This is a genomic window from Actinomadura sp. NPDC048032, assembly GCF_040653175.1.
Lineage (GTDB): Bacteria > Actinomycetota > Actinomycetes > Streptosporangiales > Streptosporangiaceae > Spirillospora > Spirillospora verrucosospora.
The window spans coordinates 35077-50241 of the sequence record NZ_JBEZJP010000010.1; the positions used below are offsets into that span (position 1 = coordinate 35077).

At 72.3% G+C, this 15165-nt stretch carries 9 protein-coding genes; 6 read left to right on the forward strand and 3 right to left on the reverse strand.

Annotated features, from left to right (window positions below; all coding sequences use genetic code 11):
• A complete protein-coding gene (locus AB0C69_RS03045) occupies positions 1 to 1230 on the reverse strand; it encodes a glycosyltransferase (RefSeq protein WP_360349024.1) in 1230 nt (409 codons plus the stop codon).
• Positions 1231 to 1239: 9 nt separating this feature from the next.
• The gene (locus AB0C69_RS03050; RefSeq protein ID WP_360349027.1) at positions 1240 to 3306 is read right to left on the reverse strand and encodes a DHA2 family efflux MFS transporter permease subunit; all 2067 of its coding nucleotides are present in this window, start codon (positions 3304 to 3306) and stop codon (positions 1240 to 1242) included.
• Between the two features lie 331 nt (positions 3307 to 3637).
• Here AB0C69_RS03050 and AB0C69_RS03055 point away from each other — a divergent pair, with 331 nt between their 5' ends.
• From AB0C69_RS03055 to AB0C69_RS03065, 3 genes are all read left to right on the forward strand, one after another.
• Positions 3638 to 10126 (forward strand): SDR family NAD(P)-dependent oxidoreductase, encoded by a 6489-nt coding sequence (locus AB0C69_RS03055; protein WP_360349030.1) that lies wholly within the window; start codon positions 3638 to 3640, stop codon positions 10124 to 10126.
• Positions 10127 to 10165: 39 nt separating this feature from the next.
• On the forward strand, positions 10166 to 11500 hold the full coding sequence (gene ccrA, locus AB0C69_RS03060) for a crotonyl-CoA carboxylase/reductase (protein ID WP_345180432.1): 1335 nt from the start codon (positions 10166 to 10168) through the stop codon (positions 11498 to 11500).
• Positions 11501 to 11668: 168 nt separating this feature from the next.
• Complete coding sequence (locus tag AB0C69_RS03065) at positions 11669 to 12550, forward strand: carbohydrate-binding protein (RefSeq protein WP_360349034.1); 882 nt, start codon at positions 11669 to 11671, stop codon at positions 12548 to 12550.
• A 1-nt stretch (position 12551) separates the two neighbouring features.
• On the opposite strand, the gene AB0C69_RS03070 is transcribed toward AB0C69_RS03065, so the two are convergent.
• Positions 12552 to 13004, reverse strand: a complete 453-nt coding sequence (locus AB0C69_RS03070; RefSeq protein ID WP_185029243.1) for an Lrp/AsnC family transcriptional regulator — start codon at positions 13002 to 13004, stop codon at positions 12552 to 12554.
• A gap of 108 nt (positions 13005 to 13112) precedes the next feature.
• Between AB0C69_RS03070 and AB0C69_RS03075 the strand changes: the two genes are divergently transcribed.
• From AB0C69_RS03075 to AB0C69_RS03085, 3 genes are all read left to right on the forward strand, one after another.
• On the forward strand, positions 13113 to 13721 hold the full coding sequence (locus AB0C69_RS03075; RefSeq protein ID WP_360349038.1) for a LysE family translocator: 609 nt from the start codon (positions 13113 to 13115) through the stop codon (positions 13719 to 13721).
• Positions 13722 to 13856: 135 nt separating this feature from the next.
• Positions 13857 to 14750 (forward strand): hypothetical protein, encoded by an 894-nt coding sequence (locus tag AB0C69_RS03080; RefSeq protein ID WP_360349041.1) that lies wholly within the window; start codon positions 13857 to 13859, stop codon positions 14748 to 14750.
• Between the two features lie 28 nt (positions 14751 to 14778).
• Positions 14779 to 14994 carry a hypothetical protein gene (locus tag AB0C69_RS03085; RefSeq protein WP_360349044.1) on the forward strand — a complete coding sequence of 72 codons (216 nt, stop codon included), beginning with the start codon at positions 14779 to 14781 and terminating at the stop codon, positions 14992 to 14994.
• Positions 14995 to 15165: the final 171 nt, after the last annotated feature.

The following is a 15165-nucleotide window of genomic DNA, read 5'->3' on the forward strand; positions in this document are numbered from 1 at the left end:
TCACAGGAGCGAGTCGATGATCTCCTGGGCCCGTCCGATGCCGTCCTCGTCCCGGATGCGCCGCCCCGCCTCGCCCGCCCGGTCGGCCATCCCCTGGTCGCCGACCGCACGGCGGATCTTCCTGGCGAGCCGCGGGACGGTCATCGCGCGGAACGGCAGCGGGGCGGGCCCCGCCCCCAGCGCCGCGACGCGTTCGCCCCAGTACGGCTGGTCGCCGAAGAACGGGCACACCACGGTGGGCACGCCCGCCCGCAGCCCCGCCGCCGTCGTGCCGGCGCCCCCGTGGTGCACGACCGCCGCCATACGCGGGAACAGCCACGAGTGCGGCACGTCCCGGACGGCGAGCACGTCCTCGTCCGACGTCGCCGGGTCGCCCTGAACGATGCCGCGGACTCCGGCGAGTTTCAGGGCCGTCCGCACGGCCATCCCGGTCATCTCGGCGTCCTTCGGCACCATGCTCCCGAACCCGACGTACACCGGCGCGGGCCCCGCCGCCAGGAAATCCGCGAGGTCCGCGGGAGGCTCCCACTCCGGCTCGTCGAGGAACCAGTAGCCCGTCAGGTTCACGTTCGAGGCCCAGTCTCGGGGGCGCGGAACCACCACCGGACTGAAGCACGCGAGCACCGGGCCGCCGTCGGACCGCCGTCCCCGCAGCGGCAGCCGCGGCAACCCCAGCACCTCGTCCCGCCACGGGTTGATGAACGGGCGCGACAGCTGCCACGCGATCTGATCGACCGCGCGGAAGCTCGCCCGATTCGCCCACGGCCCGAGCATGCGCGCCTGCGGGACGAACGGGTGCGGGAACGCCCCGGTCGGCTCGCTCGGCTGGAAATGGACCAATGCCCACGGAACGCCGAGATGTTCGCCCAGGTGCCGGGGAAGGAATCCGAGTGTGGGTCCCAGAATCAGATCCGCGCCTTTACAGGCGTCCGAACACTCCGACAGCAACCGTTCGGCCATCGGTCCGAGGATCCGCCGGAAGCCGCCGAGGAACTTCACCGGATTCCGGCCCCCGGCCAGCAACTCCTGCCCGGCGTCCGATTCGAGGATCTCCGTCGGATCCGCCGTGAGCGGCGCGAGCTCCAGCCCCGCCGCGACGACCATCGGCGCGTACCGCGCACTCGCGACCAGCCGCACCTCGTCCCCCCGCGCTCGGAGCGCCCGCCCCAGCGCCACGCAGGGCTGGATGTCGCCCCGGGACCCCGCCGCGAAGATCACGATCCGGCTCACGTCCACCTCCTACCAGGCGTCACTGCGCGGGACGATGCGAGGCTCCTCCACCGGCTCCGCCTCGGGCACATAGGGCTCGTACCACCCCTCCGGCGGCGCCGGACGCTCCCCGTCGTCGTCGAGGTCGGCCCGCTCACCGGGCTCTCTCGGGCCTTCGTCCGGCAGGGTTTTCGCGTCTTCGGCCGGGAGTTCTTCCGGGAGCTCCGCCGGGGTGCCTTCGATCGGCGTTGCCCCTTCGTGCGCGGCAGGTGGTCCGGCGATCTCGCTGGCGCTCGGTGGGGGTTCTGGGGGCGTCCAGGGGGAGGTGTCGCCGGGCCCCTCTTCGGCTGCGCCCTGTTCGCCGGGCAAGGGGAACGCCTCGGTCGCCGGTGGCGGAACTCGTGCGGGGGCCTCTGCCGATGGTTCGGACGCGGGAGCGCCGGGCGGCGGCTCGGCGGTGGGCCAGTCCTTCCAGGGGTTGGCAGCGGGAGGAGGCGGAGGCCAGGGGGTTTCGGCTGCCCAGGTGGAGGTGTCGTCCTGGGGCTTCGGATCGGTGTCGGTCCACCAGTGGGGGCCCGGCGTGGGTTCGGGCATGGGGTCTTCCTCCCAGGTGAGGGGGAGTGGGAGGGGCTCGCCCGGGGGTGCGGCGACGGCGACCGGGGCGGTCAGCGCGGGGACGGGGTCGCGGGGGGACGGGTCGGAGCCGCGGGGCGCGGGTTCGACGAGGGGTGAGGACTTGCCGTGCTTGGGCCCCAGCCAGCCGCGGCGGCTGGGGAGGGTGAGGCCGCTGATCAGACCGCCGACGAGGACCAGGACGGCGCCGAGGATGAGGCCGGAGGCGGTGCCGCTGCGGAACGTCTCCAGCTCGGCGGCGCTCGCGCCCTCCGCGGGGACGTGGTGGACGAGCAGGCCGATGATGGCGATGCCGAAGGCGCCCGACGCCTCGCGGATGACGTTGATGATGCCGCTCGCGACGCCCGCCTGCTGCTCCGGGACGGCCTTGAGGACGTACATGACGAGCGGCATGCCCATCGCGGCGCCGACGCCGACGATCATGACGCCGGGCATGAGGTCGGCGTAGCCGTCCCCCTGCTGGATGGTGGAGAACAGGAACATGCCGAAGGCCATGAGGGCGAGGCCGCCGCCGATGGCGGGGCGGGGGCCGAGCTTGGCGGCCAGCCAGAACGCGACGGGCGTCATGACCATGATGGCGATGGACGGCGGCAGCATCACCAGGCCCGCCTGGGGCGGGGAGAAGCCGAGGAAGCGCTGCAGGAACGTCGCCGAATAGAAGATCATCCCGTTGAAGCCGATGCCGTAGAGCATCTGCGAGAGCAGGCCGCCCGCGAAGACCCGGTTGCGGAAGAACCGCAGATTGATCATCGGGTCGGGGGCCCAGCTCTCCACCAGGACGAAGCAGGCCAGGGCGATGAACGCGAGGGCGAACACGCTGAGGACGGACGGGTCGGCCCAGCCGTGCTTGTTGCCCGACTCCAGCCCGTAGGTGAAGGCGAACAGCATCGTGGCGGAGATGAGGACGCCGGGCAGGTCGACCCGGGCGTCGCGGTTCTCGCCCTTGCCGGTCAGGACGACCAGGCCGAGCAGGATGACCAGCACGCCGGGGACGATGTTGATCAGGAAGATCCAGCCCCAGCTCCACTGCTGGACGATGAAGCCGCCGATGGTGGGGCCGAGGGCGGTGGCGCTGGAGCCGGCGCCGACCCAGACGATCGTGCCGAGGGAGCGCTGCTTGTCGGTGCGTCCGACGGTGACCATCACCTGGGTGGCGGGGAGGGCCAGGGCGGCGCCGGCGCCCTGCGCGACGCGGGCGAGGATGAGGGTCGCCGAGTCGGGGGCGAGGCCGCAGACGGCGGACGCGGCGGTGAAGACGACCATCCCGGACACGAAGGTGACGCGGCAGCCGAAGACGTCGGTGAGCCGCCCGCCCGCCACCATCAGGCAGGAGAACATCAGGATGTAGCCGGTGGCGACCCAGTCCTTGGCCGAGTTGGACATGTCGAGGTCGCTCATGATGGTGGGCAGCGCGTTCGCGACCACCGTGTTGTCCATGGTGATCATGAATGCGCTGACGGCCACCACCGCCAGCGCCCATCGGTATCGGCCGCGGGTCAACAGTCCGTACGGCGTGAACTCCCGCACCGGCCGCGGAAATCCGCCGCTTCCCCCTAAAAACAGTCGTCGCTATTGTTACTATTGGTTGGCGCTTCGTTACTCGGCCCTGACTCCAGGCCGCGGTACCACAACTATCCCATCAGGCCACATTGGTTACTGCCGAGTCTTGTCATCACCGTGACAAGACGTGGGGGAGAAAAGTGGTCTGGGTGCGCATCGTGAGTCGGTCATCGTGAGACAAAGTGGTCCCTCCGCTTCGACGAACGATCCCGGTTTCATGGGGGGAACGCACCGCATGCAGAGCAACGATCGTTCCGGAGCCGCGCGGGAGAACGCGCAGGACGAGACACGGATCAGCGAGGATTCGGTCCGCCGGCACCTGATCGAGCAGATCGCGCGCCGCTCCAGGACCACCGCCGCCGAAGTCGACCCCGACCGGCCGCTGGAGGAGTTCGGTCTGGCCTCCAGGGACGCGGTCGCGATCGCCGGCGAGCTCGAGCAGATGCTCGGGCGAGCCCTCCCCGCCACCCTCGTCTGGGAACACCCGACGATCAACAAACTCTCCGTCGCGCTGGCCGGCGGGACCCCCGCGCAGACCCCGGCGCCGGAGCCGGCCGCGAGGCGGGCCGCGAGCGACGAGCCCATCGCCGTCGTCGGCGCCGGGCTGCGCTTCCCCGGCGGCGGCCGCGACCTGACCGGCCCGGACGACTACTGGCGCTTCCTGACCGGGCGCGGCGACGCGATCCGCGAGGTGCCGGACGGCCGGTGGGACGCGTTCGACGACGGCTCCCCCGAGGTCGGCGACCTGCTCGACCGCACGACGCGGCTCGGCGGTTTCCTGCGCGACGTCGCCGGGTTCGACGCGCAGTTCTTCGGCATCACCCCGCGCGAGGCCGCGGTCATGGACCCGCAGCAGCGGCTCGTCCTCGAAGTGGCGTGGGAGGCGTTCGAGCACGCGGGCATCGGCCCGGCTTCGCTGCGCGGCAGCCGCACGGGCGTGTTCGTCGGCGTGTCGGCGCCGGAGTACGCCGCGTTCACCGCGTCCGACCTGGCCTCGCTCGAACCGTTCACGGCGACGGGCGCGTCGCTCGGCATCATCGCGGGCCGGCTGTCGTACCTGCTCGACCTGCGCGGCCCCAGCATGATCGTCGACACGGCCTGCTCGTCGTCGCTGGTCTCGGTGCATCTCGCCGCGCAGGCGCTGCGCGGCGGCGAGGCCGACGTCGCGCTGGCCGGGGGCGTGAACCTGCTGCTGTCGCCGACCGTCACGATGACGTTCGACCTCGCCGGCGGGACGGCGGCGGACGGGCGCTGCAAGGCGTTCGACGCCTCCGCCGACGGCATGGTCCGCGCGGAGGGCTGCGGCGCCGTCGTCCTGAAGCGGCTGTCGGACGCGGAACGGGACGGCGACCGGATCCTCGCCGTGATCCGCGGCTCCGGCGTCAACTCCGACGGGCGCTCGAACGGCCTCGTCGCCCCCAACTCCGACGCGCAGCGCTCCCTGCTGCGGGACGTCTACGCGAGCGCGGGCGTCGACACGCGAGAGGTCGACTACGTCGAGGCCCACGGAACGGGGACGTTCCTGGGCGACCCCATCGAGGCCAAGGCGGTCGGCGAGGTCCTCGGCGCGGGCCGCGGCCCCGGAGAGCCGCTGCTGCTCGGTTCCGCGAAGTCCAATCTCGGGCACATGGAGTCCGCGGCGGGCATAGCGGGCCTCATCAAGACGGTCCTCGCGCTGCACCACCGGGTCATCCCGCCCAGCGCGCACTACAAGGAGCCCAACCCGCACATCCCGTTCGACGAGCTGCGCCTGGCGGTCGTCGCCGAGGAGACGCCGTGGCCCGACCGGGGGCGTCCCGCACGGGCGGGCGTGTCCGGGTTCGGCTTCGGCGGGACGAACGCGCACGTCATCCTGGAAGAGGCTCCCGCGCAGGAGACGACCGTCCAACCGGCCGTGGTCAGGACGTTCCCCCTGTCCGACACCAGCGACGACCGCATCCGCGACCACGCGGCCCTGCTGGCCGAGTGGCTCCCGAACCAGGACGTGAAGCTCGCTGACGTCGCCCGCACCCTGCACCGGCGCGCCGGCCGCGGACGGGCCCGCGCCGCCGTCGCCGCCAGAGACCGCGCAGGGCTCGTCGAAGGGCTGACCGCCCTGGCCGAAGGGCGTCCCCACCCGGGTGTGGTGACGGGGACGGCGCTCGGCGCGCCCGGCCGTCCCGTCTGGGTGTTCTCCGGGTACGGGGCGCAGCGCGCGGGCATGGCGCAGCGGCTCCTGGAGGAGGAGCCCGCGTTCGCCGAGGCCATCGACGACCTGGACGGCCTGTTCGCCGAGGAGGGCGGCCCCGACCTGTGGTCGCTCCTCGAAGAGGGCCGCAAACCGGACGGCCCGGCCGACACGATGCCGGTCCTGTTCGCGATCCAGATCGCCCTCGCCCGCATGTGGCGGGCGTACGGCGTCACGCCCGGCGCGGTGGTCGGCCACTCGATGGGCGAGGTCGCCGCGGCCGTCGTCGCGGGCGCGCTCACCCTGGAGGACGGCGTCCGCGTCATCTGCCGCAGGTCGCGCCTGCTGACGCGGCTCGTCGGCGGCGGCGCGATGGCGGTCCTCGGCGCGTCCGCCGCGGAGGTCGCGCGGCTCGGCGAGGGGCTTCCCGAGGTCTACGCGGCCGTGCACTCCTCGCCGAGGCAGACCGTGGTCACCGGCGACGCCGGACAGGTCGCCGAGATCGTCGAGCGGGCCGAGGCCGAGGGCCGGCTCGCCCGGATGGTGCAGGCCGAGGGCGCCGGCCACTCGCCCCAGGTCGACCCGCTCCTGCCCGAGCTGCGCGAACTCCTCGCCGACGTGGGGGCCGAGCGGGGCGCCCCGCTCGCCGAGGGCATCAGGCTCTACACCACGGCCCAGGACGATCCCCGCGCGTACCTCGACTCCGCGTCCGCCCTCGGCGTCGACCACTGGGCGGCGAACCTGCGGAACGCGGTGCGGCTCACGGACGCGGTCGCGGCCGCCGCCGAGGACGGCTTCCGGACGTTCGTCGAGGTCAACGCGCACCCGATCCTGGCGCACGCGGTGGGCGAGACCCTGGAGGGGACGGGCGCGCTCGTCACCCACACGCTCAAGCGGGCGCCGAAAGGCCAGGAGACCGACGACACGCTGACGTTCCACGCGCAGCTCGCCACCCTGGCCGCGCACGGGCACACGATCGGCAGGCCCGTGGACGGGCGGATCGTCGACGTCCCGCAGTCGCCGTGGCGGCACGAGTGGCACTGGGTCGACCTGTCGGCGAGCACATCGGGCAAGCGCGACGAGCACCCCCTCCTGGGGGCGCATGTGGAGCTTCCCGGCGAAGACCGGCACGCCTGGCGCGCCGACGTGGGGCTCGCCGCGCAGCCGTGGCTGCGCGGCGCGGCCGGCGCCGGCGCTCAGGCGGGGGTCCACGCCCTGCCGGTCGCGGCGTTCGCGGAGATGGCGCTCGCCGCCGGCGCGGCCGCGCTCGGCACCGAGGACGTCCGTGTCAACAGCCTGTGGATGGAGCGGCCGCTCGCGCTCGCCGACCACGCGACCGTGACGACGACGTTCACCGAGGCGGAGCAGCGGGTGGAGATCCACGCGCTGACCCCGGCGGGCACGTGGGCGCGGCTGGCCAGCGCGGACGTCGGGGAGGACCGCCGTCCCCCCGCCGCGTCCGGGCCGGGCGCGGCCACCGAGGTCGCCGCCGCCGAGCGCGGCAGCCGCCACTACCGGCTGCACCCCGAGGTCTTCGACCGCTGCCTGTCCGTGCTGTCGGACGAGGCGGCGGGCGGCGACGGCGGCGTGTGGCAGGCCGAGACGATCGGCAGCCTCCGCGTGTTCGGCCCGACGCACCGCGGCGGCCACGTCCAGGCGAGGGTCGTCCGGGGCGAGGAGGGCGTGACGGGCTCGGTCGCGCTCCTGGCGGCGGACGGCCAGGTCCTCGCCGAGGCGACCGGCATCGTGCTCCGCCGGGTCGAGCGCCACGACATCCCCGTCCCGCTCGCCGACAAGCTGGTCGAACTCGTCTGGGACGAGACGCCCCTCCCGGAGGGCGCCGAGCCGTCCGAAGGCGGTACCTGGCTGGTGCTGGCCGACGAGGACGACGCGCTGGGCACCGCGGCGGCCGCCGGGCTGGAGGAGCGCGGGAGGCGCGTCATCCGGCACCGGCCGACGAACCGGCCGCCGGACGACCATCCGGCCATGGCCGAGCCGGTCGAGGGCGTCGTGCTGGTCCCGCCCGCCGATCTCGTGGACGAGGAACTCGTCCTCGCCGTCGCCGGGGTGAGCCGCTCGCTGCCCGACGGCCCCCGCCTCTACATCGCGACCCGCTCCGCGCTGCCCCTGGCAGGGGAGGGCGTGCCCGGCCACGGGTTCGTCAGCGCGCTCACCAGGGTTCTGGCGTTCGAACGCACCGTCCAGCGCGCCACCCATGTGGACGTCGACCGTCCCGCCGATCTGGTCGCGGAACTGCTCGCGGGCGACGACGCGCGGGAGGTCGCCTGGCGCGCCGGAACCCGGCACGTGGCGCGCCTCGCGCAGGCCGTCCTGCCGGAGACGCCGGCCAGGAAGAAGCGCGCCGTCCGGCGCGGCGGCGCGTACGTCATCACCGGCGGGTACGGCGGGATCGGCCTGGTCACCGCGCGGCTGCTGGCCGAGCGGGGCGCCGGGCGCATCGTCCTGTCCGGGCGCGGCGGCCCCGACGCCGACGCCGAGAAGGTGATCGCCCGCCTGCGCGAGGACGGCGTCGACGTCGGCGTCGTGCTCGGTGACATCGCCCGGCCCGGCACGGCCGAACGCCTGGTCGCGGTCGCCCAGGAGGGCGGCGCCAGGCTGTGCGGGGTGGTGCACGGCGCCGGAGCGATCGACGACCGGCTGATCGCCGACCTCGGCCCGGAGGATCTCCACAGGGTGTGGACGGCGAAGGTCGAGGGCGCCCGGCGGCTCAGCGAGGCCACCTGGGACCTCGACCTCGACTGGCTCGTCACGCACTCCTCGGCGGCCGCGCTGCTCGGCTCGCCGGGGCAGGCCGCCTACGCCGCCGCGAACGCCGCGACCGACGCGCTCATGGCGTACCGGCGCGCGAACGGCCGCCCCGGGACGACCATCAACTGGGGCACGTGGTCGCGGGTCGGCGGGGCCGCCGAGACGTCGGTCGCCGTGATCGACCCGATCAGCCCGGCGGAGGGCGCGGAGGCGCTGGAGGCCCTCCTCGTGCACGGCAGGGCGGCGACGGGCGTGCTGCGCTTCGACCCCGCCACCGCCGTCGGCCTGTTCCCGGAGATCCGGAACATGCCCTACTTCGCCGCGCTCACCGAGGCGGCCGACGAGCTGGGCGCGGGCGACGCCGGTGACTGGCCCGGCGTGGAGGCGCTCGGGGAGCTCGACCCGGCCACCGCCCGCAAGATGATCGCCGCGCAGGTCAGGCACCGGATCGCGGCCGTGCTCGGCTTCGACCCGGAGCGCCTCGACCCGTCCGTCCCGCTCACCGACCTCGGCCTCGATTCCCTCGTCGCGGTCCGGATCAAGAGCGGCGTCGAGCACGACCTCGGGCTGACCGTCCCGGCGTCGGTGCTGCTCCAGGGCGCCAGCGTGAACGTCTTCGAGGAGTGGGCGGCCCGCGAGCTCGGCCTCGCCGACGCCGGCGCCCCCGCCCCCGCGGCGGTGTCGAACGCCGAGTCCGGGTACGTCATGCCGCGCGACGCCGCCGAGCGCCTCGCCGTCCGCATCTTCGAGGACGTCCTCGGCCTCGACCGCGTCGGCGTCACCGCCGACTTCTTCGCCGACCTCGGCGGCCGGGACCGCGACGCCGACCGGGTCGTCGCCCTCGTCGCGCGGGAGGTCGGCGGCGAGGTCACCCGCGGGGAGCTGTTCGAGACGCCGACGGCGCAGAACGTCGCCGAGTACCTCAGGGCGGCCGACGAGGAGGCGGCGCGGCAGACCGTCCGTCCTCTCAAATCCACCGGGGACCGGCGTCCGATCTTCATCGCGCACCCGGCCGGCGGCACCACCGCCTGCTACCGCCAGCTCGTCGACCTGCTCGGCGACGACCAGCCGGTGTACGGGCTGGAGCGGTTCGAGGACGCGCCGCCCGTCGAGGAGCGCGCCGCCCGCTACGTCCGGCACCTGATGGAGGCGCAGCCCGAGGGCGCGTTCCGGCTCGGCGGCTGGTCGTTCGGCGGCGTCCTCGCCTACGAGACCGCCCGGCAGCTGGCGCGGGCGGGCCGCGAGGTCGAGTTCGTCGCGCTGTTCGACGCGGGCCTCCCGCTCGCGGTGGACGACGAGTCCGACACGCTCGCCCGGCGCTTCTCCGCGTTCGCCGACTACATCAACGAGACCTACGGCCTGGAGGTCGCCCTCACCTACGAGGAGCTGTCCGGGCTGGACGAGGAGTCGCAGTTCGCGCTGGTCATGGAGCGTGCGGCGCCGCTGGTCGACCACATCCCCCCGGCGGCGCTCACCCACCAGCTCACGTCCCACCAGGACACCCGTTCCCTGGAGGCGTACAAGCCGGAGCCCTACGACGGGCACGTCATCCTGTACTACGCGCCCGAGGAGACCCCCTGGGCCGTGCGGGACGCACGCTACGTGCTCGACGGGACCAACGGTTTCGGCGGGCTCTGCGCCGACCTGGAGATCGTCACGATCCCCGGCGCGCACCATCTCAACCTGCTCGATCCGCCCGGTGTGGGCGTTCTCGCCGCGCACCTGGAGGCCATGCTCGCGGGACGGCGGGAGAGCGACGCCGTCCCCGCGCCGATCACGGCCCGCTGAGGGCCGCCCCCCGAACCCCGTTCCACGGAGGACTTCCCCATGGCCCACCCCGGCCCGTCCCACGCCCTGCTCGACGCCGTCCGGTCCGGCGCGAGCGGTCCCGAGCTGCAGGAGATCGACCTGCCGACCCGCTTCCGCGCGGCGTTCACCCGCAAGGACGAGGTCGGGATCTTCGAGGGCCAGACCGACAAGGACGTGCGCCGCTCCCTGCACGTCGGCGAGGTCGAGATGCCCGAGCTCGCGCCCGACGAGTGCGTCGTCGCGGTGATGTCCGCCGCGATCAACTTCAACACCGTCTGGTCGGCGATCTTCGAGCCGGTCCCGACGTTCGCGTTCCTGGAGAAGTTCGGCCGGCAGGGCTGGTACGGCGCCCGGCACGACCTGCCGTACCACATCCTCGGCTCGGACGGCTCGGGCGTCGTCGTGCGCACCGGCAGCGGCGTGAAGAGCTGGAAGGTCGGCGACAAGGTCGTGCTGTCCCCGTCCTACGTGGACGAGGAGGACCACGGCTCCTACGACGACGGCATGATGTCGGAGAGCCAGCTCGCGTGGGGCTTCGAGACGAACTTCGGGTCGCTCGGCGAGTACTGCATCGTCAAGGCGAACCAGCTGATCCGCAAGCCCGCCCACCTGACGTGGGAGGAGGCGGGCTCCAACACGCTGTGCGCCGCGACCGCCTACCGGATGCTCGTCGGGTCGCACGGCGCCCGCATGAAGCAGGGCGACGTCGTGCTGATCTGGGGCGCGACCGGCGGGCTCGGCTCGTTCGCGACGCAGCTCGTGAAGAACGGCGGCGGCATCCCGGTCGCCGTGGTCTCCTCCGAGGAGAAGGCCGACATCGTCCGCTCGCAGGGCTGCGACCACATCATCAACCGCAACGACCTGGAGCTCGGCGAGCAGGGCCTGCGGCACCCGAAGGCCGGCCGGATGCTGGGCGAGGCGATCCGCCGGCTCGTCGGCGAGGACCCCGGCATCGTGTTCGAGTACCTCGGCCGCGAGACGTTCGGCGCGTCCGTCTACGTCGCCAAGCGCGGCGGCAAGATCGTCACCTGCGGCTCCTCCACCGGGTACCGGCACGAGTACGACAACCGGTTCCTCTGGATGCGGCTGAAGAGCATCATCGGCTCGCACGGCTTCAACTACCACGAGGCCGTCGAGATCAACCGGCTGATCGGCCTCGGCATGATCCACCCGACGCTGTCGAAGGTCTTCCCGCTGGACGAGGCGGGGGACGCGACCCGGGCCGTCCAGACGAACCAGCACATCGGCAAGGTCGCGGTCCTGTGCGGCGCCACCGGCGAGGGCCAGGGGGTGGACGACCCGGCGCTGCGCGAGCGCATCGGCGAGGAGAAGCTGAACCTCTACCGCCGCTGAAACGCGTGCGGGACGGGCCCGGAGCGCGGGGCCCGTCCCTTTTCTTCTACGCTTTCTGAAGGCGGGTTGAAAAACGTTTCGTTGACAGTATGAGGCGCGGATAGCGATTCTTTGGGACGGCACCAGCGCGCGCTAGCAGACCGCCCCCCCGCCACAAGGAGTCGCGTGATGCAGCGTCGAACCCTGCTCGCCTGCGCCGTTCTCGCCGCCTTTACCGCCATTCCCGCCGCGAGCGTTTCCGCGGCCCCCTCCGCTGCCGACCCGACCGCCCCGAAACGCGGGCACGTCGCGGGCGCCCGCACCTTCGTCTCCGACGCCCGCAACGCCCGGGCCGTGCAGAGATTCCGCGACCTGCACCGTTCCCGCCTGCGCCGCGAGCAGATCCACCACTTCTGGGGCGTCGAACCGGCCGCCGGCACCCACGACGGGCTGACCGCCACCCACAGCGTCGACACGAGCTATCGGGTGTCCAACAGCGCCGACTTCACCTACACGCCCACCGTCAAGGCCGCCGGGTCCTGCATGGAGATCACGACCGTCTACTCCCAGGCCGTCGGAAACGAGATCTGGGCCTGGGACTGGTGCGGCGGCAACGGGCCCGCCAAGGAGGTGAAGATGGACGCGAACTTCCTCCGGACCTACACCAAGAGCGTGAACGGGCGCCCCGCCTACAGCGTCCAGCTCGTCAGGACGAACGCGTCCACCAACGCGTGGTCGGCGTACCTGTACAACTACACGACGAATTCCTGGAGCCTCTTCTACAGCAAATCGGGCCGGGACACGAGCTCGCTGACCTACGGCTGGGACATCTTCGAGATCTACGCGTCCCGCGACCCGAGCACGGGCAACGCCTACTACTGCGCGGACGCGAAGAACGTCGTCTTCGAGAGCAGTTCCATCCAGCTCCGCAGGAACGGCGCCTGGAGCCCGGCGACCGCCTCGGACTCGCCCTGGCAGCCGACCGCGACCCCGAACCCCCGCGACTATCTGTGCCCGTCCCTGCAATTCGTCCGTGCCGGCGCGAACGACCACTGGATCGTCAGGCAGTAGCTCAGGTGGGCAGCGGCCGATCGTTCACGACGTGCTTCATCACCAGCGTGGAGTTCAGCCGCTGCACCCCCGGCAACGCCGCGAGGACGTCGTCCTCCAGTTCCTGATAGGCCTTCAGGTCCGCGGTGACGATGCGCAGCAGATAGTCGGGGTCGCCGAAAAGGCGCTGGGCCTGCACCACCTCCGGCACCCGCGCGACGGCGGCCTCGAAGCCGAGCAGCGTGTCGCGGTCCTCCTGCCGCATGGTGACGAAGACCAGCGCCTGGAAGGTCAGGCCGAGCGCGGCGGCGTCCACGACCGCGCGGTACCCGCGGATCGTGCCGCCGCGCTCCAGCTCCCGCAGCCGCCGGTGGCACGGCGAGACGCTCAACCCCACCCGCGCCGCCAGTTCGGTGACCGTCAACCGGCCGTCCTCCTGGAGCACGGCAAGGATCTTCCGATCGATGGCGTCCACAAAGCAGATTCTTCCACAAAAGGGTTCTGAACGGCCAAAAGTCAAAACCATTTTCCGCCAGTTCGAACGTATTCTCCCCGTAATGGCCGCCAGAAGGGGAGGAATGCGATGGCAGCGGGATCGGTGCTCGCGTTCTGGGCGGTGTCCCTGCTGCTCATCGCCGTCCCGGGCGCGGACTGGGCCTTCACCCTCTCCACCGGACTGCGCGGCGGCGTCGTACCCGCCGTGGCCGGGCTGGTCACCGGCTACGCCGCGGTGACCGCGATCGTCGCGGCAGGCGTCGGCGCGCTGGTCGCCGGCTCCCCGTCCGCCCTGACGGCCCTCACCGTCGTCGGCGGCCTCTACCTCGTCTGGCACGGCGCGACGACCTTCGCCCGCCCCGGCCCCCTCGACGTCCGGACCGGCACCGGCGCCGACTGGGGCACCTTCCTGCGCGGCGTCGGCGTGAGCGGCCTCAACCCCAAGGGCCTGCTGATCTTCCTGGCCCTCCTGCCCCAGTTCACCGATCCGCGTGACGCCTGGCCGGTCCCCGCACAACTCGCCGTCCTGGGCCTGACCTTCATGGCCACCTGCGCCGCCTTCTACCTCTGCCTGGGCACACTGACCCGCACCATCCTCAACCCCCGCCCCGCAGCCGCCCGCACGATCACCCGCCTCTCCGGAGCCGCGATGACCGCCCTGGGCGCCTGGCTCCTCCTCCCCCACCTACTCCCCTGACCAGCACACCAACCGCCCTCCCCGGCCAGTTCGATAGCGCGATCGAGCTATGGCGATCCTCCCTGCCATGGCACGCAGGGACCGAATCGGCTCGATAGCTCTACGTTGCCAAGTGATTACTCTTAGCTTGCTTTCATGCCCACCAACGAACACGAGCTACCGCTGGAGATGGTCCGCAACAGGCCGCAGCTCGTCCCCGAGATGTTGCGGAGCGTCTTCGGACTAAACGTGTCCACCAACGCGCGAGCCACGCTGGCGTCGGAGTCCTACGCCGACACCAACCCTGCTGAACTGCGCTGCGACGCCACCGTCCTGCTCGGCGACCCGAAGTCCCCCGTTCTGGGCGTCGTGGTCGAATCCCAACTACGAGCCTTACGCCAGAAGACCTACAGCTGGCCCGCCTACCTGGCGTCGCTGCGTCTGCGCCGCCGCTGCCCCGTGGTGCTTCTCGTCCTGTGCCCGGACCAGGCCACGGCACGAGGATGCGCCGTCCCGATCGACATGGGACACCCCGGTTGGGTGCTCAAGCCCCTGACCGTCCATCCCGAGATGCTGCCCCCCATCACCGACCCGGACCAGGCCCGCCGCCTCCCCGAACTGGCGGTCCTCAGCGCCCCCGCCCACGCGGACGGCCCGCAGTCGGAAGCCGTCCTCCGGGGCCTCTCCGCCGCCATCGGCTCACTCACCGGCGACACCGGAGCGCTCTATCATGACTACGTAATGTCGCGGTTCTCTGACGCCGCCCGCAAACTCATGGAGGACATGGTGAAGCTCGACAACTACGAGTGGCAGTCAGAGTTCGCCCTCACCCACCGCGCCGAAGGCCGCGCAGAGGGCCGCGCGGAAGGGCGTAGCGAGGGGCGTACCGAGGGGGAGGTGAAGGCTCTGCTGCTGATGCTTGCGGCGCGCGGTCTCGATGTCTCCGAGGATGTCCGCGCGCGGGTCGAAGCATGTACTGATCCCGAGCAGATCGAGCGGTGGATCCAGCGTGCGGTCAGCGCCGACTCGGCTGAGGATCTCTTCACCTGACGCTGCCCGTGACCTCATGGAGGACGTGGTGAAGCTCGACAAGTACGAGTGGCAGTCAGAGTTCGCCCTCACCCACCGCGCCGAGGGGGAGGTGAAGGCGCTGTTGCTCATGCTTGAGGCGCGCGGGCTTGATGTTCCTGCGGATGTTCGTGCTCGCGTCGAGGGGTGTACCGATTCCGAGCAGATCGAGCGGTGGATCCGGAGTGCGGTCAGTGCCGATTCGGCTGAGGATCTCTTCGACTGAGGGCTTGGTCTGGGGGCTGGCGCGTCGTTTCACACAAGAGTCCGGCTCGTGCCCCGAAGGGTACGAGCCGGACCGGGGTTCTGGTGTGGTGGGGGGGGGGGGGCGGGGCGAGCCGGGGGGCGCCGCGCTCGGGCGGTGAGCGGGGCGGGCGGGGGTGGGCGAGCGGGGGCG